15 protein-coding genes and 1 pseudogene are annotated in these 22419 nt (G+C 70.3%); 7 read left to right on the forward strand and 9 right to left on the reverse strand.

Features of this window, described 5'->3' with window-relative positions; all coding sequences use genetic code 11:
• Positions 1-17 precede the first annotated feature (17 nt).
• The 3 genes from FOH10_RS22645 to FOH10_RS22655 all read left to right on the forward strand — a co-directional run bounded on the left by FOH10_RS22645 (position 18) and on the right by FOH10_RS22655 (position 5015).
• Entirely contained in the window at positions 18-860 is an 843-nt protein-coding gene (locus FOH10_RS22645; protein ID WP_143982232.1) for an alpha/beta fold hydrolase, read from the forward strand.
• A gap of 104 nt (positions 861-964) precedes the next feature.
• Positions 965-3268: a LuxR C-terminal-related transcriptional regulator gene (locus FOH10_RS36090; protein WP_143982233.1), complete on the forward strand. Its 2304-nt coding sequence runs from the start codon at positions 965-967 to the stop codon at positions 3266-3268.
• A 94-nt stretch (positions 3269-3362) separates the two neighbouring features.
• Complete coding sequence (locus FOH10_RS22655) at positions 3363-5015, forward strand: HNH endonuclease signature motif containing protein (RefSeq protein WP_143982234.1); 1653 nt, start codon at positions 3363-3365, stop codon at positions 5013-5015.
• Positions 5016-5282: 267 nt separating this feature from the next.
• On the opposite strand, the gene FOH10_RS22660 is transcribed toward FOH10_RS22655, so the two are convergent.
• From FOH10_RS22660 to FOH10_RS22680, 5 genes are all read right to left on the reverse strand, one after another.
• Complete coding sequence (locus FOH10_RS22660; protein ID WP_143982235.1) at positions 5283-5480, reverse strand: hypothetical protein; 198 nt, start codon at positions 5478-5480, stop codon at positions 5283-5285.
• A 400-nt stretch (positions 5481-5880) separates the two neighbouring features.
• Positions 5881-6402 (reverse strand): DinB family protein, encoded by a 522-nt coding sequence (locus FOH10_RS22665; protein WP_143982236.1) that lies wholly within the window; start codon positions 6400-6402, stop codon positions 5881-5883.
• 35 nt (positions 6403-6437) lie between these two features.
• Positions 6438-7292: an alpha/beta fold hydrolase gene (locus FOH10_RS22670; RefSeq protein ID WP_143982237.1), complete on the reverse strand. Its 855-nt coding sequence runs from the start codon at positions 7290-7292 to the stop codon at positions 6438-6440.
• Positions 7293-8453: a 3-hydroxy-9,10-secoandrosta-1,3,5(10)-triene-9,17-dione monooxygenase oxygenase subunit gene (hsaA, locus tag FOH10_RS22675; protein ID WP_143982238.1), complete on the reverse strand. Its 1161-nt coding sequence runs from the start codon at positions 8451-8453 to the stop codon at positions 7293-7295.
• Positions 8454-8594: 141 nt separating this feature from the next.
• Complete coding sequence (locus tag FOH10_RS22680) at positions 8595-10103, reverse strand: FAD-dependent oxidoreductase (protein ID WP_143982239.1); 1509 nt, start codon at positions 10101-10103, stop codon at positions 8595-8597.
• Positions 10104-10268: 165 nt separating this feature from the next.
• Between FOH10_RS22680 and FOH10_RS22685 the strand changes: the two genes are divergently transcribed.
• The gene (locus tag FOH10_RS22685; protein ID WP_143982240.1) at positions 10269-12653 is read left to right on the forward strand and encodes a PEP-utilizing enzyme; all 2385 of its coding nucleotides are present in this window, start codon (positions 10269-10271) and stop codon (positions 12651-12653) included.
• 140 nt (positions 12654-12793) lie between these two features.
• A complete protein-coding gene (gene xylB, locus FOH10_RS22690; RefSeq protein WP_143982241.1) occupies positions 12794-14188 on the forward strand; it encodes a xylulokinase in 1395 nt (464 codons plus the stop codon).
• A gap of 22 nt (positions 14189-14210) precedes the next feature.
• Here xylB and FOH10_RS22695 read toward each other — a convergent pair whose 3' ends face one another.
• Positions 14211-15077, reverse strand: a complete 867-nt coding sequence (locus FOH10_RS22695) for a family 43 glycosylhydrolase (protein ID WP_221937856.1) — start codon at positions 15075-15077, stop codon at positions 14211-14213.
• 70 nt (positions 15078-15147) lie between these two features.
• Between FOH10_RS22695 and FOH10_RS22700 the strand changes: the two genes are divergently transcribed.
• On the forward strand, positions 15148-17406 hold the full coding sequence (locus tag FOH10_RS22700) for a M20/M25/M40 family metallo-hydrolase (protein WP_186000555.1): 2259 nt from the start codon (positions 15148-15150) through the stop codon (positions 17404-17406).
• 92 nt (positions 17407-17498) lie between these two features.
• Positions 17499-18593, forward strand: a complete 1095-nt coding sequence (locus tag FOH10_RS22705; protein ID WP_143982243.1) for a winged helix DNA-binding domain-containing protein — start codon at positions 17499-17501, stop codon at positions 18591-18593.
• A gap of 3 nt (positions 18594-18596) precedes the next feature.
• Here FOH10_RS22705 and FOH10_RS22710 read toward each other — a convergent pair.
• The 3 genes and pseudogenes from FOH10_RS22710 to FOH10_RS22720 form a co-directional block, all read right to left on the reverse strand.
• Positions 18597-19175 (reverse strand): annotated as a pseudogene (locus tag FOH10_RS22710) (TetR/AcrR family transcriptional regulator); the annotation flags it as partial.
• 54 nt (positions 19176-19229) lie between these two features.
• Positions 19230-20063 carry a tyrosine-protein phosphatase gene (locus FOH10_RS22715; RefSeq protein ID WP_143982244.1) on the reverse strand — a complete coding sequence of 278 codons (834 nt, stop codon included), beginning with the start codon at positions 20061-20063 and terminating at the stop codon, positions 19230-19232.
• Positions 20053-22218, reverse strand: a complete 2166-nt coding sequence (locus FOH10_RS22720) for a pyruvate, phosphate dikinase (protein WP_143982245.1) — start codon at positions 22216-22218, stop codon at positions 20053-20055. The genes FOH10_RS22715 and FOH10_RS22720 overlap by 11 nt, the downstream gene beginning before the upstream one ends.
• Between the last annotated feature and the right edge of the window lie 201 nt (positions 22219-22419).

The raw sequence follows: 22419 nt of genomic DNA on the forward strand, positions 1-22419 counted from the left end.
TCTACCGGAGGTGAGAGATGCCCACTGTCGATATCGCCGCAGGTCGGATCCACTATGTCGAGCGCGGCGAGGGGCCTCCCGTGGTACTGCTGCACGGCCTGCTCATGAACCACACCGTCTGGGACCCGGTGCTCGACCGGCTGCCCGAGGGGTTCCGGTACGTGCTGCCGGATCTGCCGCTGGGTGCGCATCCCGAGCCGATGCGCCCCGGCGCGGACCTGAGTTTGCGCGGGCAGAACCGGATCATCGCCGATTTCCTCGCCGCCCTGGATCTACGCGCGGTGACCCTCGTGCACAACGATTGGGGCGGTGGGCTCTTCCTCACCGCGTACGGGCTGGACGAGCGGGTCGGGCGACTGATCATCACCCCCTGCGAGGCGTTCGACAACTTCCCGCCCGGATTGCCGGGCAAGACCGCCGTCCTCGCGTCCTACGCACCGGGCGGCGTCTGGCTGGCCCTGCGACAGCTGCGGATAGCGTGGCTGCGCCGCTCCCCACTCATGTTCGGCTGGATGGCACGCGAGCCGCTGCCGGACGAGATGGTGCGCGGCTGGACCGAATCCGGGCTGCGGGACCGGCGCATTCGCCGGGACCTGCTGTCCTACACCCGATCCGGCTTCCGCAAGGCGGATCTCATCGCGAATACCGAGGCGCTGCGGAACTTCTCGGGCGATGCCCTGGTGCTGTGGTCCGCGGCGGGCAGGGTGATGCCGCGCGAGCACGGCCGCCGCCTGGCCGAGTTGCTACCGCACGGGCGGCTGGTCGAGATCGAGGACGCCTACGTGCTGTCCATGCTCGACCGCCCCGACGCGGTCGCCGCCGCCATGACATCCTTCCTGACAGGAGCCGCCGCGCACTGACCCCGCCGCCCCGGCACGATTCCGCCACGCGACCCCGTCCGATTATTCCGGCTTTTATTCGCGTGTGCTGGCCGAGACAGTGCGCGATACCTTAGGTTGATCCCATGGCGCGGCGTGTCATCGGAAACCTCGCTGAAGAGGTCACAAGTTTCGTCGGCCGCCGCGACGAGCTGGCTACCGCGAAGCGCTTGCTGCCCTCCACCCGGGTGCTGACCCTGCTGGGACCGGGCGGAATGGGTAAGACCCGGCTGTCCAGACAGGTCGGGAAGCTGGTGGCCCGAGCGTTCCCGGACGGCGTCTGGCTGGTGGAGCTGGCCGACGTGCAGGACCCGAACCTGGTGACGCTCAGCGTGGCCGAGACACTGGAGCTGCGCGACGAGACCACGGCCCCGCTGCCGCGGCTCACCGAATTCCTGGCCGACAAACGCCTGCTGCTGATTCTCGACAACTGTGAGCATCTGATCGACGCGTGCGCCGCACTGGTGGGGCGGATCATCGCCACCACGCCGGATGTGCGGGTGCTGGCGACCAGCCGCGAGGTGCTGGGGATTCCCGGCGAGCAGGTGATGCCGGTCCCGCCGCTGCCGGTGCGGGAGGACGGGTCGGGCGAGGACGGCGACGCCATGCGCCTGTTCGTCGAACGAGCCAGTGCGGCGAACCCCGGTTTCGCGGTGACGGCGGCGAACCGTCCCGTCCTCGCCGAGATCGTCAGCCGCCTGGAGGGTATGCCGCTGGCCCTGGAACTGGCGGCCCTGCGCCTGCGCATGTTCACCCCCGAACAGATCCTGGCCCGCCTCGACGACACCATGGATCTGCTCAGCGCCGGCCCGCGCACGGCCCCGCAGCGCCAACAGACCATCGAGGGCGCGATCCGCTGGAGCTACGACCTGTGCACACCAGCGGAACAGCTGCTGTGGGAACAGCTTTCGGTCTTCGCGGGCGGCTTCGACATCGATGCCGCCGAGGCGGTGTGCGATCTGGGCGGCGCGTCGCTCATGGAGGCGCTCACCGGCCTGGTGGACAAATCGGTGCTGACACCACGCTATGACGGCACGGTGGGCCGATATTCGATGCTGGAGCCCATCCGCCAGTTCGCCGCCGACCGACTGACCGCGCGCGGCGATGTGCAGGCCGTGCGCGCCCGCCATCGCGAGCACTACCGGCAGCTGGCCCTGCGCGGCCAGACCGCCTATTGGACGGGCGAGGACGTGGCCTGGTTCCGCGACCTGACCCGGGAACACGCGAATCTCCGTGCGGCACTGCGCTCCGGACTCCAGGACGAGCCGCTGGCCACCATGGAGACGGTGAGCGTGCTGCGCCCGTTCTGGGAGCACCACCGCTTCCTCTCCGAGGGCTACCGCTGGCTCACCGAAGCCCTGGAACTCAACCCCGAACCCACCCGGGCTCGTGCCCGCGCCCTGTCCTCCGCGGCCTCCCTGGCGGCGCTCCTGTCCGATCAGGCGTCCGCGGCCCGCCTGGTCCACGAATGCCTGGTGCTGGCAACGGATCTCGGCAATACCGACCTGCTACCCGAAATCAACCTGGACCGCTCCCTACTGGCCTTCACCGAGGGCGACGGCAGCCGAGCCCTGGAACTGGCCCGCACCGCCATCGACCTGGCCGTGGACACCGGCCAACCCGCCATCGAAATGGACAGCCACGCCTTCGCTTTCATGTGCGCGGAGGTCACCAACGCCACCGGCGGCGCGGAACTGGCCGAACGCTTCCTGAAGCTCACCGAGGATTCCGGCTCCCACCTGCTCGGCGGCCTGGCCCTGTGGACCGTCGGCATCGTGCACTGGCGACGCGGCGACTACGACACCGCCGCCCACTACCACGTCCGCTCCATCGAACAACTGGCCCTGTTCGAACGCTGCGTCTGGCTGGCCTCGGCCTTCGAGGGCCTGGCCTGGACCGAGGCCGCACGCGGCGAACCGCACCGCGCCGCCCGCCTGATGGGCGCGGCCGAAACCCTGCAACGCAGCACGGTTCGCCTGGCCCACCACATCACCAGCGTCATAGCCGACGAGGAACGCCGCCGTGTCCGTGAGGCACTGGGGGACAAGATATTCCGCGATCAGTTCAATGCCGGAGCCAACGTCCCACTGGAAGACGCCATCGACTACGCCCTGGGCCGCACCCCCGCCCCGATCGCGGACCCCGAACCCGCAGCCCCCCGCCGTCCGCCACGCGTCTCCGCCACGACCACCGCCGAAACCGACGTCCTCACCCGACGAGAAAAGGACGTCGCGCGCCTGATAGCCGCCGGATACAGCAATAAGCGCATTGCCACCGAATTGGTGATTTCCACCCGTACGGCGGAAACGCATGTGGAGCATATTCTCACCAAGCTCGGATTCACATCGCGAACACAGGTTGCGGCGTGGGTTCACGAGCATGGGCTGTGAAATAGGTTCAGAACGGACATTTCGTATCTGAATATCCGCAGTTCAGATACTGTTTTCCCTTCTACCGCAATGCATTTCGCGATAGAATGAACGTATGAATCCGGGGGAGGGAATCCACGACAGCGACAGCGGTATCGCCGCTGTCCGCGCGGGCTTGACCGCGTTGCAGACCGTGGACCTGACCGCCCTCACCGATGACGAATTCGAGGGCCTGCTCGCCGAATTCGAGACCTGCCGCCGGATCACGGAGTCGGTCTCGCATCGCCTGCTCATCGAAACCAGCGACCGCCACCTCCCCCGCATGATCGGCCGCCGCGGCCTGCACCGCTACCTGGTGGAAACCCTGCGCCTGTCCCGCTTCGAAGCCGCCTCCCGCATCGACGCCGCCCACGCCCTGGGAGCGTTCCGCGAACCCAGCGGCGCGGTGCGCGAACCGTCGCTGCCCGCCACCGCGACCGCCCAAGCCGAGGGCGCGATCTCGCCCACCCACGCCCGCGCGGTCATGCGGGTAATGGACCGGCTGCCCGACGCCATCGACACCGCCACCCGCACCATCGCCGAACAGCACCTCGCCGACGCCGCCCGGATCTTGGCTCCCGAACAGCTCACCCACGTCGGGGACCGGCTGCTGGGCTTCCTCGACCCCGACGGCACCCTCACCGACGACCGTGACCGCGCCCGCCTGCGCGGGCTCACCCTGTCCCCGCAACGGATCGACGGCATGTCCGAGATCACCGGCTGCGTCGACCCGCAACTGCGGGCGTTGCTCGATACCGTGCTGGCCAAGTGGGCACGCCCGGGCATGTGCATGCCCGACGACCCCGACAGCCCCCACCCAGGCACCCACGACCCCGACACAATCGACGCCGACGGCGTCAATGGCATGGATGTCGACACCGTCCGAGGCGACGGCGCCACGGCTGGCAGCGTCACCGCCGCTGGCCGCGTCGATGCCGGTGTCGTCAGTGCTGACAGTGCCGGTGCTGGCGCAGGCGCGGGCGGTCCTGGCGGTGTCGCTGTCGCTGGTGTCGGTGCCGCCGGGTTCGATCCCGCCCGCCTGCACGCGGCCATCGCCCGCGACACCCGCACCACCACCCAACGCAACCACGACGCGTTGAAAGCCTTCCTGTCCTCCGGCGGCGGCCCCGGCCGCACCGACCTCGGTACCCACCGCGGACTGCCGGTCGCGGTCACCCTGACCATGGACGTCACCGACCTGCTGCGCGGCACCGGCCACGCGGTAACCGCGACCGGCACCACCATCCCGATCCGCGACGCCTGGCGCATGGCCGAAGGCGCCATCCCGCTCCTGATGATCTTCGACAAACACCACGGCAAACCCCTCTACCTCGGCGAAGGCCCCCGCCTCGCCAACAATTGGCAGCGCCGCGCCAAAACCGCCATCGAACGCGGCTGCACCCGCCCCGGCTGCACCGCCCCCGCGACCATGTGCGCCATGCACCACATCATCCCCTGGGCTAAGGGCGGCCCCACCGACATCGACAACCTGACCCTGGTCTGCGACAGCTGCCACGCCCAGATCACCGCCGACCCCGACAATCCCCACGGGTGGGCCACCGAAACAGTCCCGCCCGGATCCGTGTTGGCCGGACGCACCCAATGGCGGCCACCAGTCGAGATCGACCCACACCGCACCCCACAGGTCAACCACCTCCACCACCCCGAACACATCCTGGCCGAAAGCCTGAAACGCTACCGCGCCAAACTCACCCGCCTCCACAACTAACACCCGCCCGCCCACAGTCACCGGCGAGTATCGAGAACACCTGAGCACCCCTCGGGCGCACAGCCACACCCTGTGCCGCCCCAGGGTGCTCGATTTCGTTCGACCACCCCAGTGCCACCCTCGAACTCGTCCCCGACACCGTCCTGGACGGTCCGCGATGGCTCAACACACCCGATGGTGGCCACCGGTCGAGATCGACCCGCACCGCATCGCACAGGTCAACCAGCATCACCATCCCGAACTCATCCTGGCCGAGAGTTCGAAACGCTACTGCGCGAAACTCACCTGCCCCCACACCTCGTCACCGGCGAATCTCGAGAACACCCCGAGCATCCTCGGGCGCACAGCCACACCCTGTGCCGCCCGTTGGTGCTCGATCTCGTTACGCGGCACCCACGGGTGCGCCATCTCCCCGGGGCACTCGAGGTCGTCCCCGGCCAACCGATGCAGAACCGAGAGCGTCACGAGACGCTCCGCCCCCACACGCCGCTGTAACCCCCAGGCACCCACGACCACCCCGACCAACCCACGCAGGGCTCGAATTCATCAACCACCAATGAAGCGCATGTCCCCAAAATCCCCCGAGTGCACGTAACTACCTGACACGAAACTCGTCTTTGCTCCGGCCAGCCACGCACGCCCCCCGATTCCCCAAGATCCCTCAGGACCCCAAATTCTCTAAACGCCCCCACAGCCAGTCCGCCCGCCGGAATCGCAGCCCACGGCACCCCACCCGGCGTCAGCGAAAGCCAGGAAAGGCGCCCAACGCCACCACACTATTTCTCTTCATCTCTGCGGCAACACCCCCGCCCAAGCGCGACCGCACGACGACAACACATGGACAGGGCCGAAACTCTCCCCGCACTCAATACCCCACGACCCGGTCCACCCGCTCCCGCAACAAGTCAGCATGCCCCAAATGCCGCGAGTATTCCTCAATCATGTGCAGATAGATCCACCGCAACGAAAGATCCCGCCCACTCCGAGGATGCTTCACGGTGTACTCCACCGGCAGCCCCGCAACCGCCTTGTCGCACAACGCGATTTCCTCGCGATAGCGCGCGATGTCCGCCTCGGCGTCCGATGCGGAGATGTCGTCGAAGTCGCCGTCGCGGTTGGTTTCGTCGCAATAGATGTAATCCACCCGCTCCCCCGCCGTGGTCCGTCGGAACCATCCCCGCTCGACCTCGGTCATATGGCGCACGAGGCCGAGCAGCGACATCGAGGAGGGTTCCACGCTACGGGAGGTTAGTTGAACTGCGGTGAGCCCCTGGCATTTCCACAGCAGGGTGTCGCGGGAGCGGTCCAAGAAGGACTGGAGCATGGTGCGTTCGTCACCAACGAGTGCGAACGAGCGGCGATCGACTTCCGGTGCGGTCCATGTCATTCTCGCAATCTAATGCGACCACCGCCCCGACGTGATCACATTCCCCGGGTGAGGAAGTCGATCACCGCGCGTTCGAAAGCATCCTTGCGCTCGACCTGCACCCAGTGCCCGCAGCGCGAGAAGATCCGCAGGTCGGCATTGGGGAGCTGGCGGGCCGGGAACAGCGCGCCCTCCACCGGCGTGACACGGTCGTCACGTCCCCACAGCATGAGGACCTGGTGCGGAACACCTTTCAGACGCGCCCACAGCGGCAGCGGTTCGGCCATTCTCGGGTTGTAGAAGGTGGCGTAGGCATCGGCCAGCGCCTTGGTCTGCGCGGGATCGGTGGCCGCCGCCGTGCGGGTGGCGATCAAGTCCTCGGTCAGCACCGCCGGATCGAACACCATGGTCCGCAACCAGTCGAGGGCGCGTTCGGCCGTCGGATCGGCGTTGAAGGCCAGCAGCCGGTTGATGCCCTCCGACGGCTCCGGTCCGAGGATGTTCACGCCCACGCCGCCGGGGGCCATCAACACCAGCTTGTCCACTCGCCCCGGATGTTCCAGCGCGGTCAGCGTCGCGACCCCGCCGCCCATGGAGTTGCCCAGCAGGCTCGCCTTCTCGATGCCCAACTCGTCCAGCAGCGCGATGACCGCGTCCGAGGCGATGCGCAGATAGTTGCGCTCGTACACCTCCGGCCGCCCGCTCGCCCCGAAGCCCGGCTGATCCAGGACCAGACAGCGGAAGTGCCGGGACAGCACCTCGAGGTTGGCCCCGAAGTTGGCCCACCCCGACACTCCCGGCCCGGAGCCGTGCAGCAGTACCAGCGGCGCACCGGATCCCGCCTCGTGGTACCGCAGTTCGACACCGTCCACGCTGCACCGGCGGGAGGTGTTCTCGGCGGTGAACGTCATCTACAGCATCCGATCCGTGACCTCGAGCCCCATGGCGCCCTTGCCGAACATGGCCAGGGCACGCTCCACGTCGTTGATGGCGTGCACGCTTCCGGCGTGCGCGTCGCGCCAATGCCGTTCGATGGGGTTGGGTCGGCGGATGGAGTGGCCACCGGAGTTCTTGAACAGCAGATCGATTGCCTCCAGCGCCCGTTCGGTGCCGCGCACCTGGTCACGCCGCGCCCGCAACCGCGATTCGAACGGAATCTCCTCGCCCGCTTCGGCATAGCGCAGCTGCTCACCGATATTGCGCTCCATCTGCAGGATCGCGGCGTCGATCTCCGACGCGGCGCGCGCGATGCGCACGTGCGCGAACGGATCCTCGGCCACCTTCTGACCGCCGTAGGACAGCCGCACCCGCTCGCGCTGCCGCGCGATATGCGCCTCGTACGCGCCCTGCGCGGCACCGATGATGGGCGCGGTGATGGTGTTGGAGAACACGCTGCCGAACGAGATCTTGTACAGTGCAGCGGTATTCAGCTCTTGTCCGGGGCCGACCAGATTCGCCTGGTCTGCGGCGCTGTAGGCCCGGTAGGCGGGTACGAACGCCTTGTCGATGACGATGTCGTTGGAGCCGGTGCCCGCCAGCCCCGACACGTCCCAGACGTCCTCGATGACGTAGTCGCTGCGCGGCACCAGCACGGTGAAGTAGTCCATGCCCTGGTCCGAGGGCACCAGCGCGCCCAGGAACACCCACTGCGCGTGGTCGCAGCCGGAGGAGAAGCTCCAGCGGCCGGAGATCTCGTAGCCGCCCTCGACCGCGGTCAGCTTGCCGGTCGGCGCGTACGAGGAGGAGACCAGGGTATCGGGGTTCTCGGCCCACACGTCCTGTTGGGCGCGATCGTCGAACAGGGCCAGCTGCCAGGGATGCGCACCCAGCACCGATGCCACCCAGGCACTCGACGGGCAGGCGGTGGCGATGGCGCGGATCACCTCGTAGAAGGCCACCGGCGACGCCTCGGCGCCCCCGAACCGCGCGGGCTGCAACATGCGGAACACCCCGGCCGCGGTCAGCTCGGCGATGGTGGCGTCGGGAATCCGCCGCTGCTCCTCGGCCTGCACGGCTCGTTCCCGGATCGCGGGCAGCAGATCCCGGACCCGATCGAGCACCTTGTTCGTCATTGAGCTGTTCCCTCCTGGTCCAGTGATTCTGATTGTCGACGCTATGGCCGCCGTCGCGCGGCGATCGGGAAAAGTCCCGGTGATCGGAACCCCCGGCCCGCTCAGCCGTCGCGGCGGCCCTCGGCCGGGCGGCGGTTCGGGCTATTCGTTCCGGGCGGCGGCGGTGCCCGCGCGGCGGCCGAAGAAGGTGCCGTCACCGAGGGACGTTCCGCTGATGTAGCCGAAGCCGTGCAACCCGTTGGCGACCCGCCCGGCGGCGAAGAGACCGCCGATCGAACTGCCGCCCAGATCCAGGACGTGCCCGTCCAGGTCGGTGTGCAGCCCGCCCAGGGTGAAGACGGAGGCCCCGGTGCCGCGCCGGTCGCCGGATTCGGCGGGTGGGCGCACCCCGGCCTTCACGTCGATGGCGGCCAGGGGCGGTGTGAGCGGGCGCAGCCAGCGGGATGCCTTGTGGAAGTCCAGATCCGCTCCCCGCGCGGCGAATTCGTTGTACCGGCGCACCGTGTCGACCAGCGCGCCGTCCGGGAGCCCGGTCAGCCGCTCCAGTTCCTCGGGTGTCTCGCCGACGTGGGTCGGCCGCACCCCCCACCGCTGCGGTTCGGGCACCGCCTCGAATCCTTCCTCGTCCACGATCACCCAGACGGCCGTGTCGCCACCGGCCCAGGCGCCGCCCATGTTCTGCCGGAACAGCGCCGCCTGCCCGATGCGCCCGGGATAGGTGTCCTCGTTCACGAATCGCTGTCCCCGAGCGTTGACCACCATGCCGCGCGCCGCCAGGCCCGGTATCAGCGAGATGCCGACCTGCCCCGCACCCATGTGCCGTACCCCCGCCCCGAGCGCCTGCGCCATGAGAATGCCGCTGCCGTCATCGGTTCCGGCGCTGACCTTGGTGTGGCCCAGCAGATGTGGCGCGTGCGCGGCCAGCATGGGGTCGTTGTCGACGAATCCGCCGGTGGTGAGGATGACGCCGCGCCGGGCACGGATGGCGATCTCCCTGCCGTATCGCCGGGCGACCACCCCGATCACGGTCCGATCCTCGGCGATCACGAGATTGGTGACGTAGGTGTCGAAAAGCGTTCCGGCTCCGGCTGTTTCGGCGGCCTCGGTGAGGCATTCCATGAGCAGTCTGCCGCCGAAGTCGTGCGCGGCGGGCCGGTGCCCGCGCGGTGCGGGCCGCGCCGATTCCGTGAACGGCCAACTGTTCTCGCCCAGCCACATCAGCCCGTCGTCGGTCGGCGGCACCCAGGTCGGGGCGTCCCACAGGCTCGCGGTGAACGGGACGCCGCGGTCGACCAGCCAGTGGAAGTGCTCGACGCTGCCCGCGCAGTACTCGGCGATCTTGGCCGGGTCCGCGCTCGGCCCCAGCGCAGCGGTCAGGAACGCAGCCATCTCCTCCGGGGTGTCGTCGAAGCCGCACGCCCGCTGTACGGGGGTGCCGCCGCCGAGGTAGATCTCGCCGCCCGACAGCGCGGACGCGCCACCCGCTCCGCCCGCCCGGTCCACCACCAGCACGCGCGCCCCGGCCCGTGCCGCCTCGAACGCCGCCGCGGCACCGGCGGCACCGTATCCGACCACCAGCACATCGGTGTCGATGTCGAACTCGTCGACCTCGGTCGCCGCCCGCGTTGTCACAGCTTTCCGCACCGTCATGGCTACGACGGTCCCCGCGCCGCGGGAAGGGCATAGCGGCGCATCTTGCTCAATGACTCTCCGATCCCGTTGATCGGGACTGGGAACCGTGGCCGGTCAGCGCAGTGGCGATGGTGTGTGAACGGCGTCACGTGTGGTTGGGACGCCTCACGAGGAGGAGAGTCAATGCGGATTCTGGTCACCGGAGTCACCGAACCGAGTGGTCGTGCCGTGGCGCGCATGCTGGTGGCGGCGGGCCACGAGGTGGTCGGCCTGGACCGGCGGCGACACCGCTACGTGGACCCGCGGGTCACGGTGACCGTCGGCGACCTGTCCGACGCGCGGGTGTGCGCCGACGCCGTCGCCGGAGCGGATGCGGTGGTGCATCTGGCCGGAGGCGCGGTCGCCGGGCTGCTGTCCGCCGTTCGCGATGCCGGGGCACGCATCGTGGTGCCCGTCGCGGCGGGCCTCGATCCGACGGTGGAGCGCACGATCACCGGCAGTGGTGCGGACGCGCTCATCGTGCGCACCCCCGTGGTCACCGGCCGCCGAGTGGACCGAACCAGTTGGCGCGCCTTGGAAACCCTCGCGGGCGCGCGCGGAGATCACGCGCTGCAGGTGCTGCACTACGACGATCTGGAACGCTTCCTGGTGCTCGCGGCCGTCTCCCAGCGCGGTGGCGTGGTCGGATTGGCCGCTCCCGGTGAGGTTTCCGGCGACGACGTGCGCCGCATACTGAAGGAGTCCGGCGTACGGTATTCGGCCTGGCTGCCGCGCTCGTCCACCCGGCGCGCCCCGGTGGACACCACCGCCGCCCGGGACGAATGGCAGGTCCGCTACGGCTGGACCGCCCGGGAGGTGGTGGCCGACGTGGCGCGCGGCCTGCACGGGCGCAAGGCCGACGGCACCGGGTTCCGGGCCCGGCGCGGGGCCATTCCGCTGCCGAGTCACGTAGTGCCGCAGTCGGCCCCGACCTCGGACGGCCATCCGCTGGTCTCCGCCGCCCCCGAGGGGTATCAGGGCGAGTTCGACGATCTCGTCGACGAGCGTATCCCGGTGCACACCGCCACCAACACCTCCGAAGCGCTGCCCGGTCCGCTGACCCCGCTCACCATCGACCTGCAGGCCGGTGCCATCCGGCTGGGCAACGAGGCCATGGGCCGGATGATCGCGCTGGAGGGAATCGCATTGGAGCACTGGGTGTCCCGGGTGACCAGTGTGCTCGGCCACCACATGTACATCAATCCTTCGATCGGTGTGTTCACCGCCGAGAACATGCCCGGCTGGGACGAGGAGAGCATCCGCAAGGATGTCTACGGCGCGATCGGCGATATGGAGCTGCATCCGCTGGGCCGTCCCCCGATGGCGGGCGGTCGCCTCGGCACCCTGAAGGCCACCGGCCGGGTGGCGGCCACCGCCCTCGGCTATCGCCGCACCGCCGAGCACATCAATGCCGCATCGCATACCGAATCGCTGTCCCGCGAGGAGATTTCGGAGCTCACCGACGAGCAGTTGCACGCCCGCGCCCTGCTGTGGCGCGACCGCCTGAATCAGGCGTGGCAGGCCGCCGCCATCGGCGTCATGATGACCGGGGCGGCCACCGCCGTGCACAAGGGCGAGGTGAAGATCGACCTGGACCGGCTGGAGTCGGCCAAACCCATGCTGGCCGTGGAGCGGCTGGCGGCGCTGTGCCGCCGCGACGCCGGACTGCACGAGGTGGCGCGGACCGGCGATGTGGCGGCCGCCCGGGAGAAGTCGCCGGAGTTCGCGGCGGCGCTGGACGAGGAACTGGGCCGGGTGGGCCATCGCGGTCCCGGAGAATGCGAACTGCTCAACCCGACCTTCGGCAACCGTCCCGAACTGCTGGTCGCCGCCGCCGCGCGCGCCGCGGAAATGCCTGCCCCGCAGCGGGAGCCGGTACCCGCGCCGACCACCCGCACCGCCCGGATGGCGGTCGGCGCGACCGTCTACCGTGAACGCGCCCGCGACGCCGTCGTGCGGATCACCAACAATCTGCGGATGGCCACCCGGGAGCGCGCCGCACGCTTGGTCGCCGGCGGCAAGCTCACCGAGCCGGACGATTCGGCGTTCCTGACCCTGGACGAGATCCTCTGGGCCCCATCGGATCTGAAGGAGCGGGTGGCACGCCGCCGGGAGGAACGCGGCCGGTTGCAGGCCATCCGCATGCCGGACCTGGTGAACGGCCACTGGGTTCCGGAGGAGATCGAGGGCGCGATCGCCGTCGGCGACACCCTCACCGGGCTGGGCGTGAGTCCCGGCGTGGTGGAGGGCACCGTCAAGCGCGTGCTGTCCCTCGACGACGATATCGAGCCCGGCGACATCCTGGTCGCCGCCGTGACCGATACCGGCCACACGGCCATGTTCGGCTATGCCGGGGCCGTGGTCACCGATATCGGCGGCGCGGCCTCCCATGCCGCCATCGTGGCCCGGGAGTTCGGCGTGCCCTGTGTGGTGGACACCAAGACCGCCAGCACCGGCCTGTCCGACGGACAGCGCGTGCGAGTGGACGGCGCGGCCGGAACGGTGACCCTGCTGGCCGACGCCGACTAGCCACCGGCGCGGGCAGGCACCTCCCGCCCCACACCCCCGTACGATCCCCCTCGATAGCGGAAAACGCACCGGTCGCGAACGCAACGGGTGCAATCTGGATATATGCGCGCACGCGGGAGCACAGATATCGAGGCGGCGCGATGACGATCGTCGCCGGAGTGGACAGTTCCACGCAGTCCTGCAAGCTGGTGGTGTGTGACGCCGACACCGGAACCGTGGTGCGGCAGCGTCAGATTCCGCATCCGGACGGTACCGAGGTGCCGCCCGCGACCTGGTGGGAGGCGCTGCGCGCGGCGTCGGAGCAGATGATGCGCGAGGTGGCGGCCATTTCGGTGGCCGGACAGCAGCACGGCCTCGTGGTGTTGGACGCGGCCGGGTATCCGGTGCGGGACGCCCTGCTGTGGAACGACACCCGTTCCGCGGAGGCGGCCGCGCAGCTGGTCGGCGAGCTGGGCGGGCCGCAGGCGTGGGCCGACGCGGTGGGCAGTGTGCCGTTGGCCGCGCACACGGTGGCCAAACTGCGCTGGTTCGCCGACCACGAACCCGAACTCGCCGACCGCACCTCGAAAGTGCTGCTCCCGCACGACTATCTGACCTGGCTGCTGCGCGGCGGCGACGCCGGCACCGAGCCGACCACCGATCGCGGGGACGCCTCGGGCACCGGCTACTGGTCACCGGCCGCGGGACGCTACCGCCGTGATCTGCTGTCGCTGGCCTTCCGCGGGCGCACCCCGGAGCTGCCCCGGGTGCTGGCCCCGGCCGAGATCGCCGGGCACACCCCCGGCGGCCGGGTGGTGGCGGCGGGTACCGGCGACAATGCGGCCGCCGCACTGGGTTTGGGCATCGAGGAGGGGGATGTGGTGGTGTCGCTGGGCAGCAGTGGCACCGTCTTCTCCCGGTCGCCGCGGCCCAGCGCCGACGCCAGCGGGGCGGTGAACGGTTTCGCCGACGCCACCGGCGCGTTCCTGCCGCTGGTGTGCACGCTCAATGCCGCCCGCGTCCTGGATTCCACCGCCACCCTGCTCGGCACCGACATCTCCGGGCTGGAGGTGCTGGCGGCCCAATCCCCGCCCGGTGCGGACGGTCTCACCCTGCTGCCGTATCTCGCCGGTGAGCGCACCCCGAATCTGCCGCACGCCGCGGGCAGCCTGCACGGCCTGCGCCCGCACACCATGCGACCGCACCACCTCGCGCGGGCCGCCATCGAGGGCATGCTCTGCAATATCGCCGACGCCCTGGACCGACTGCCCACCGTGCCCCGCCGCATCCTGCTCATCGGCGGCGCCGCGCGCTCGCGACTCATCGCCCACACCGCGGCGGCGATCTTCCACGCCACGGTGACCGTGCCCGAACCCGGGGAGTACGTGGCCCGGGGCGCGGCCCGCCAGGCGGCGTGGGCCTTGCGCGGCGGATCCGGGCCGCCCGCGTGGCCGAGTCCGCCCGCCACCGAGTTCCCGCCGCCCGCGCGGAGATTCGGCGATGCCATCCGGCAGCGCTACGCCGAGGTGCGGGATATGTACTACCCGCCCGCGTGACCGGGACGGTGGCACGCTCCGGTCAGGGACCGCACTCGCCGTCCGGTATCAGCAGCGGGGCCAGTGAGACGCCGCCCTGCGCCCAGCCCGCACTGGTCACCCACAGCTCGCCGTCGTCGACCACCTCGGCCGCGTGGGCGCGGATCCGGCCCACCCGGTCGCTCGGGCGGAAGTGGAAGGGGCCCTCGCCGCGGAACACCTCGGTGCCCACGTATTCCGGGCGGGGGCCGATGAACAGGTACCAGATCCCGTTGTGCCGCAGGACGAACGGTGATTCGGTGTTGCCGCCCTCGGTGCCGGTGAGCGGGTCGGCGTAGGCGATGCGGCGCGGGCCCCAGTGCACCAGATCGGGGCTGACGCGGTAGGCGACCACGTGGTGACCGCCCTCGGGATCGCTGGTGGCGCAGTAGTACATCACCCACAGGCCGCGAATGCGCAGCACCATCGGGTCGCGGGCGTCGTAGCCGTCGTGGAACAGCGGCCCGTCCGGGTGCCGGGTCCAGTGGAACAGGTCCGGGGAGGTCGCCAGGTTGATGGCGGTGGCGGTCCGGTCGGGTCCCCCGCCCGAGTAGAACATCCAGTACCGGTCGTCGGCGTAGACGACATGCGGGGCCCACAACTGCGTCTCACCGTAGTCGGGGTCCACCAGCAGGGCCGGATCCCGGGTGATCCACGGCCCGTGCAGCGATCGCGCGGTGGCGTGGGCGAAAACGGTTTCGTCGAACGGTGCGGCGGGTTCGGGGTGGGTGATGCCGAACAGGTGCCAGCCGCCCTCGGCGTCCCGAACGATGGTGTGGTCGTTGATGTACCACTGTTCCGACAGTCCCTCGCTCGGGTCGTAGACGCGGGTGAAAGCACCCGCGGACACCTCGATGGCAGCTCCGCGCATCTCCTCAGTGTGACCGCCCCGCGCCCGCTGTCACCACGATCCGCGAATGATCGTGGCTACGATCGAGTTCGTGCGGTCAGGATCGCGGTTCTCCGGTGTGCTCGCCTTCGTCCTGCTACTGGCGGTGGCGGCCGCGGTGGCCTGGGAACAACAGCCGCGCGGCTATCGCGACGCCGCCGCGCCCGTCGAGGTGTTCAGCGCCGAGCGGGCGCTGCGGACCGTCGAGGCCATCGCGTCGCGACCGCATCCCATCGGCAGCGCCGAACACGACCGCGTGCGTGACCAGCTGGTGGCGCAGCTGCGGGAACTGGGCTTGGAGACCGAGGTCCAGGAGGGGATCGGGCAGTGGCCCCGAGCCTTCCAGCGCGAGGGGTTCGGCATGGGACGCACCGCCAATATCGTGGCGCGCATGCCCGGCACGGCCGCCACGGGCACGGTGTACCTTGCGGCGCATTACGATTCGGTGCCCTCCGGCCCGGGCGCGAATGACGACGGGGTGGGTGTGGCGGCCATTCTGGAGGCGGTGCGCGCCCTGCGCGCGGGTGAGATCTCGCTGCGCAACGACCTGGTCGTACTGCTCACCGACGGCGAGGAGATGGGCCTGCTCGGCGCGGAGGCGTACGTGGCCGCGGGGCTGGACGGCAGCCGCCCCGGCGTGGTGGTCAATCACGAGGCGCGCGGTGCGGCCGGACCGGTGCTGCTGTGGCGGATCACCCATCCCGACGGCCACCTCATCGACGCCGTCGCCGACGCGCCGTACCCGAACACCGACTCCCTCTCGACCGCCCTGGGCGGCGCCCAGACCACCAGCAATACCGATTTCGTCGCGTTGGAGGCGGGCGGCCTGCACGTCCTGGACTGGGCGTTCGCCGGGAGCAGCGCCTACTACCACAACCGCCTCGACGATCCGGCGCACGTCCACCTGCCGACGGTGCAGCAGATGGGTGAGAACACCCTCGCCCTGGCCCGTGACTACGGCAACACCGATCTCGCGACGCTGGACACCGGTGTCGATCGCGCCTATTTCCAGCTGCCGTTCGGCGTGCTCGTCGTCCTCCCGGTGTGGGTCATCATCGCCCTGACGGTGCTGACCGTGCTGCTGGTCGCCTGGGTGGTCTGGCAGGCGCGGCGCCACGGGGAGACGCGGGCGCGCACGATCCTGCTGGCCGGGCTCACCTTCCTGCTCGCCGTACCGGTCGGCATGGGCGCGGTGTGGGCGCTGTGGGAACTGCTGCGCGTGATCCAGCCCGAGTACGCCGCCCTCGGTCCGGTCGATCCGTATCGGCCGGAGAGCTACTACGCGGCGGTGCTGACGCTGCTGGTCGCGGTGCTGGCGGCGTGGTGGGCGCTGGCGCGGCGGCTGTTCGACACCACCGCGGCCGCGGTCGGCCTGCTCGGCGCGGTGACGCTGGTCGGGGTGGTGTGCGCGGTGCTGGTTCCGGCGGGTGCGCAGATCCTGATCGTGCCGACCGGCGCCGCGGCGACGGGCGTCGCCCTCACCTTCCTGGTGCCGCAGCGCTGGAAACTGGTGGCGCTCACCGTCTTCCTGCTGCCGGCGGCGGTCTTCCTGGGCGGCGTGACCTGGCCGGTGCTACAGACCGGACTCGCGGGCGCGCCCTTCCTGGTAGCCCCGCTGGTGCTGCTGCTCGGCGGCCTGCTGACGGTGACGCTGGTGCGGGTGTGGCCGCCGCGGCACGGCTGGCTGATTTCCACGGCCGCGCTGGCGCTCACCGTCGCCCTGACGGCGCTGGGGTCGACCGTGGACCGCTTCGACGACGAGCACCCGATGCCGACCCAGCTGATCTACGCGCTGGACGCGGATTCCGGTGAGGCGCGCTGGCTGTCCCCGCGCGAACCGGATGCCTGGAACGACACCTATCTCGACGACACCGCGCCCGCCGGACCGTTCGCGGCACTGTGGCCCACGGCGGTCGCGAGCGGCCCCGCTCCGGCCCAGGCGCTCTCGGCTCCCGTCGCCGAGATCCTCTCCGACACCACCGAGGCCGGGCAGCGCACCGTCCGGCTGCGTCTCCGGTCGACCCGCGACGCGCTGCGCCTGGATCTGCACTACGACACCGAGATCCGCGCGCTGCGGGTGGCCGGACGCGCGGTGACGCCCGCTCCGGCCACCGGTTTCCAGTTCTGGGCTCCCCCGGCCGACGGCCTCGAGGTCGAGGTGGTGGCACCGGCGGGACCGCTGTCACTGCGCGTACTCGACCACACCTGGCTCACCGATACCGGCCTGACGACCTTCCCGGACCCACCGCCCGATGTCTTTCTGCGCCAGAACAGTCTGGCCGCGGTCTTCACCACCGTGCGAGGACTCTGAGCCGCCCGCCGGGGAGCACCGTGAGCCGGACACCGCACATCCGGTGATCGACTAGGACAGAAGCTGACCTATTTGCGCGACAGGATGGTCGTATGACGACCGAACTCTCGCTGCGCCGGTTGAACCGCACTCTGCTCCAGCGTCAACTGCTGGCGGAGCGGGTGGACATGTCCGCGGCCGACCTGATCCGGCACCTGGTCGCCGTGCAGGGACAGGAGCCGAACTGGCCCTACGTGGGACTGTGGACCCGGCTCACCCGATTCCGGCCCGACGACCTCATCACGCTCTTGCGGGACCGGACGGTGGTGCGCTCCACCATGATTCGACGCACCGTCCATCTCACCACCGCATCGGACCACCGCTGGTTGCAGCCGACGGTCGCGCCCATGGTGGAGTCGATCCTCGGCGCGGCCTACTTCCGCGAGGCCATGACGGCGGTGGATCCCGTCGAGCTGGCGGCAGCCGGGCGGGAACTGCTGACCGGCCGTACGGTGCCCCGCCGCGATCTGGGACGCCAACTGGCACAACGGTTCACGACACCGCATCCGGGCCGCCTGGCGCAGGCGCTCGGGGCGGTGCTGCCGCTCGTCCACGATGCCGAGGCCGGTGCGTGGGGTGGGTGGCGCAATCGCCGGGTCGCGGTCGCTCTGGCCGAGGAGTGGCTGGGCGCACCGCTGGCGGCCGGACCCCGGCCGGACACCCTGGTGCTGCGCTATCTGGCGGCTTTCGGCCCCGCCAGCGTCGCCGATATTCAGGCGTGGTCGGGCCTCACCCGGCTGGCCGAGGTGGTGGCGCGGCTGCGTCCGGAGCTGCGGGTATTCCGCGACGACACCGGGCGCGAACTGTTCGATCTGCCCGACGCGCCACTGGCCGACCCGGAGACGCCGACGCCCGTACGCCTGCTGCCCGCCTTCGACAACGCCCTGCTCGGGCATCGCGACCGCCGCCGGATGATCAGCGACGCCGACCGCGCGAGCATCGCGGCCGAGGCGTCCGCCGGGGTGCCCATGTATCTCGTCGACGGATTCGTGCACGGCCGCTGGTCATTGGACGGCGCAACCGTCCGAATCATCCCGTGGCATCCGCTCTCGGCCGCCGACGAGGTCGCCGTATGTGCCGAGGCGGCGCGGCTGATAGCCCTGATCGCGCCGGGTGCGGACGGGAAGGTCGTCGTCGAGCGGCGCTGAGCCGGGCGGTCGGTGCGCCTCGATCAACGTGCGGCCCAGGCGTTTCGCGCGCACCGCGGCATGTTCGTCGCCCTCCGCGGCGGCGATGATCGAGCCCTTCATGAGGATGTGGAAGGTGCGTGCGAAGTCGTCCGGGTCGGTCAGCCCGGCCTGTTCGGCACGGCCGCGGACGATATCGCGGATGGTGCCGAGATGTTCGATCCCGGCCCGGCCGATGGGGTGGTCCGCGCCCATCTCCAGGAGCACGTTGATGAAGGTGCACGCGTCGAAATCGCGCGAGGCGAACCATTCCTCGAAAACATCGAAGATGGCGAGCAACTGCTGCACCGGTGTCGAACCGCGGGTGCGGGAGTGTTCCTCCACCAGTGCGAAGGTCCACAGTTCCTCACGCCGCCGCAGGACGGCGAGCACCAATTCGTCCTTGGTCGGGAAGTATTCCGCGAGCGCGCCCGGGGCAACGCCCGCGCGCACCACCACTTCATCGGTATCGACATCGCGAACGCCGCGCCGAGTGAACAATTCGTACGCGGCGGCGACAATTCGTTCCCGGACTCCGACAACCGCGTGCCTGCTGGTTGTCATACCTCGAGCATACGGCCGCCGGGGGCCGTCCGGCGACGAGTCGACCGGATGGTGTCACATCGGTGACACCACCAGCGTATCCCGCAGTCGATCGAGTTCGGCCGCCGAAAGCCCGTTGGCCAGCAACCATTTCGCCGCGCCACCGTAGTCGGCGCGCATCCGCTCCAGGAAGCGGAGCATCACCTCCGGCTCGACGGCGAGGATGCCGGTGCTGACCGGTGGCAGCCCCGTATAGGACGGCAGCGCGTCGAGCCGCTCGCGGACCCGGGCCATGCGCTCGTTGGTGAGCGCGTAGTCGTGGGCGATGGCCTCGGGCGTCACACCGACGGCATCGAGCAGCACCGCCGCCAGCACCCCGGTGCGATCCTTGCCCGCGGCGCAGTGGAACAGCAACGACCGCCGGTCCGCGTCGATGAGCAGGCGCACGGTCTCGACGATGTGCTCCGGGCTGCCGCGCAACAGCTGGCCGTACAGTTCCACCAGATCCACCCGGGTCCTGTCGGGTACGAGATCACGTGCGGCCAGCGAGGATCGCGGTGATTTGCGGATGGGCAGATTCGCGATGGTGACGGCCGCGGTGGCGATCGGGCCGTAACCCTCCCGCTCGACCTCGTCGGGCAGGCGCAGGTCGACGACCGTGCGCAGACCGAGCTCCCCGAGCAGCAACTCGATATCGGCGGCGGTGGCCTGCTGGAGCGTGCTGGAGCGGTAGAGCACACCGAAACGCGTCGTGCCGCCGCCGATGACGGGGAGTCCGCCCAGATCCCGCAGGTTGTCGATCTGGGCGAACTCCACCCACCGCCGCCCGGTGTCGGGGTAGCGCGCGGAGACGCCGGGTGCGGAGTTCTCGTGCTGTGCCGGACCGGTCACCGGGGTGTCAGTGGGCACGACCGGCCGCCGCCTCCTCGGCGCGGTTGCGACCGCACAGTCCGATCAGGTCCTCGTGCAGTTCGAACCACACCGTGTGGTAGCTGTCCATGATCGGGCGGGCCACCCAGGTGTGGTCACCGGCGTCGATGCGCTCCAGCGCACGGTCCAGGCGGTCGGCGTAGCGGCCCAGCCGCGGCGCGATGTCGCCGAGTCGCCCGATCAGTGGACGCAGCCGCCGGTGGGCGTCGGTGAGCCGGGCCAGGACGGCGGCGTCGTAGTCGGCGTCGGCGTGGTCGTTGACGGTATCGGCGTCCTTCATCTGCCAGTCGGTGATGATGAGCTTCACATCCTGGTTGTGGACACAGAATTCGTCGTAGGCGGCCGAAATCGCGGCGTGGTCGACGGTTTCGCGTTCATCGGCCAACAGCCGCTCCAGGCGCGGACGGCCGTCCGAAGTGAGCCGGAAGCCCGCGGGGGTGGTGGCGCACAGGCCCGCCGTGACCAGATCCGCACAGCGGGCGGTGATCTCGTCCACCCCGGCGGCCAGGCTGGCGGCGAGGCCCTCGGCATTCACCCGGCCCTTGATTCCCACCAGACGCAGCAGCTCGAGTTCGGTGAACGGCAACACCTCGGTCGAATCGGACTGCCGGGCAGTCGTTTCCGGTGCGCTCGCCCGCGCTTCGAGGTGTGCCGCCAGGCCGTCGGGCGCGGTGCCCGCCCACGTGGCGAGCTGCGCGACATCGGCGAGAATATCCGCCTCGACCGGTTTTCCGGCGACCTCGCCCGGCCACACCACACCGGCACCCCCGTCCACGGTGACGGTGCGCCCGGCCAACGCCGCCACCACGCCGGAACCGCAACCGACCACGCACGGGCGGCCCAGTTCCCGGCTGACCAGCGCCGCATGGGAGGTGGTGCCGCCCAGTTCGGTGACGACGGCGCGGGCGGCGATCATGCCGTGCAGGTCGTCGGGACTGGTGGTGGGGCGCACCAGGATCACCGCCTCCCCCGCCTGGGCGCGGGCCTCGGCCTCGTCCGGATCGGTGACGACCAGGCCGGAAGCCAGTCCCGGACAGGCGGATTCGCCGTGCGCCAGGGGCTGCTGCCCGGTGGTGTCGCCGGAGGCGGGACGCAGCACCTCCCGCACCTGATCGGGAGTGATCCGATCCAGCGCCTGCCGTGCCCCGATCATCCCCTCGTCGACCATGGCGACCGCGGCCCGCACGGCGGCCCGGGCGGAACGTTTGGCCGGGCGCGACTGCAACAGCCACAGGGCGCCGGACTCCACGGTGAACTCGATGTCCTGGATATCGCGGCCGTCGCGTTCCAGCTGCGCCGCGGCGGCGAGCAATCGCTCGTGCACGCGCGGCTGGGTGGCGGCCAGCTCGTCGAGCGGGCGCGGCGTGGTGCGGCCGGAGACCACGTCCTCGCCCTGCCCGCCGACCAGCCACTCCCCGTAGGCCGGGCCGTCGCCGGTATTGGGGTTGCGGCTGAACAGCACTCCGGTGCCGGACAGGTCGTCGAGATTGCCGAAGACCATGGCCTGCACGGTGACCGCGGTGCCGAGCGTGTCGGCCACACCGCGATTGCGCCGATAGGTCTTGGCGCGCGGGGAATCCCAGGAGCGGAACACCGCCTCGATCGCGCCGCGCAACTGCTCCCACGGATCATCCGGCACCACGCCGTGCTCGTCGCCGAGCACCGTCTCCCGGTACTGGGCGAGGAAGCGCCGCCACGTGTCGTCGGCGTAGGCCGGATTCCCGGATTCCTCGGCCAGCGCCCGCCGCACCGCGTCGGTCATACCGAGATTGAGGACGGTGTCCATCATGCCGGGCATGCTGACCGCCGCGCCGGAGCGCACCGACACCAGCAGCGGGCGCGCGGTGCCGCCGAAGCCGCGGCCGGTGCCGCGTTCGATCATGGCGATCCCCGCGCGCACCTGCGCCCAGATCTCCGCGGCGATGCCACCGCGGCGGCGGTAGTCGGCCCAGCCGTCGGTGGTGATCACGAAGGCGGGCGGCACCGGCAGCCCCAGTGCCCGCATGTGGTCGATGCTCCACGCCTTGCCGCCGATCCGCTCCCGCGACAGCCCGCAGCGGCCGTCGAGTTCGACGACGGTCGCCGCGTCGGCCACCACATCCGGTCGCTGGGCAAGCTCCGCTCCCGCGGTCATATCACTCCTTCGATCGTGTGGATTCCTGCGCACCGCGCCCCGTGCCTCCCGTCCGGGCGTCATGTACCGAGCGTGCCGGGTCGGCGACGCGGTTCTCCAACCCGATCTCGTTGAGCGGAACCGGCGCTGCCGCGGTGGCGGTCCGCCGGTCGCGGCGGATCGACCCCGGTGAACGGGACTCATCCGACGAATCGGGCGTGG

The organism is Nocardia otitidiscaviarum (genome assembly GCF_007362295.1).
GTDB lineage: Bacteria > Actinomycetota > Actinomycetes > Mycobacteriales > Mycobacteriaceae > Nocardia > Nocardia otitidiscaviarum.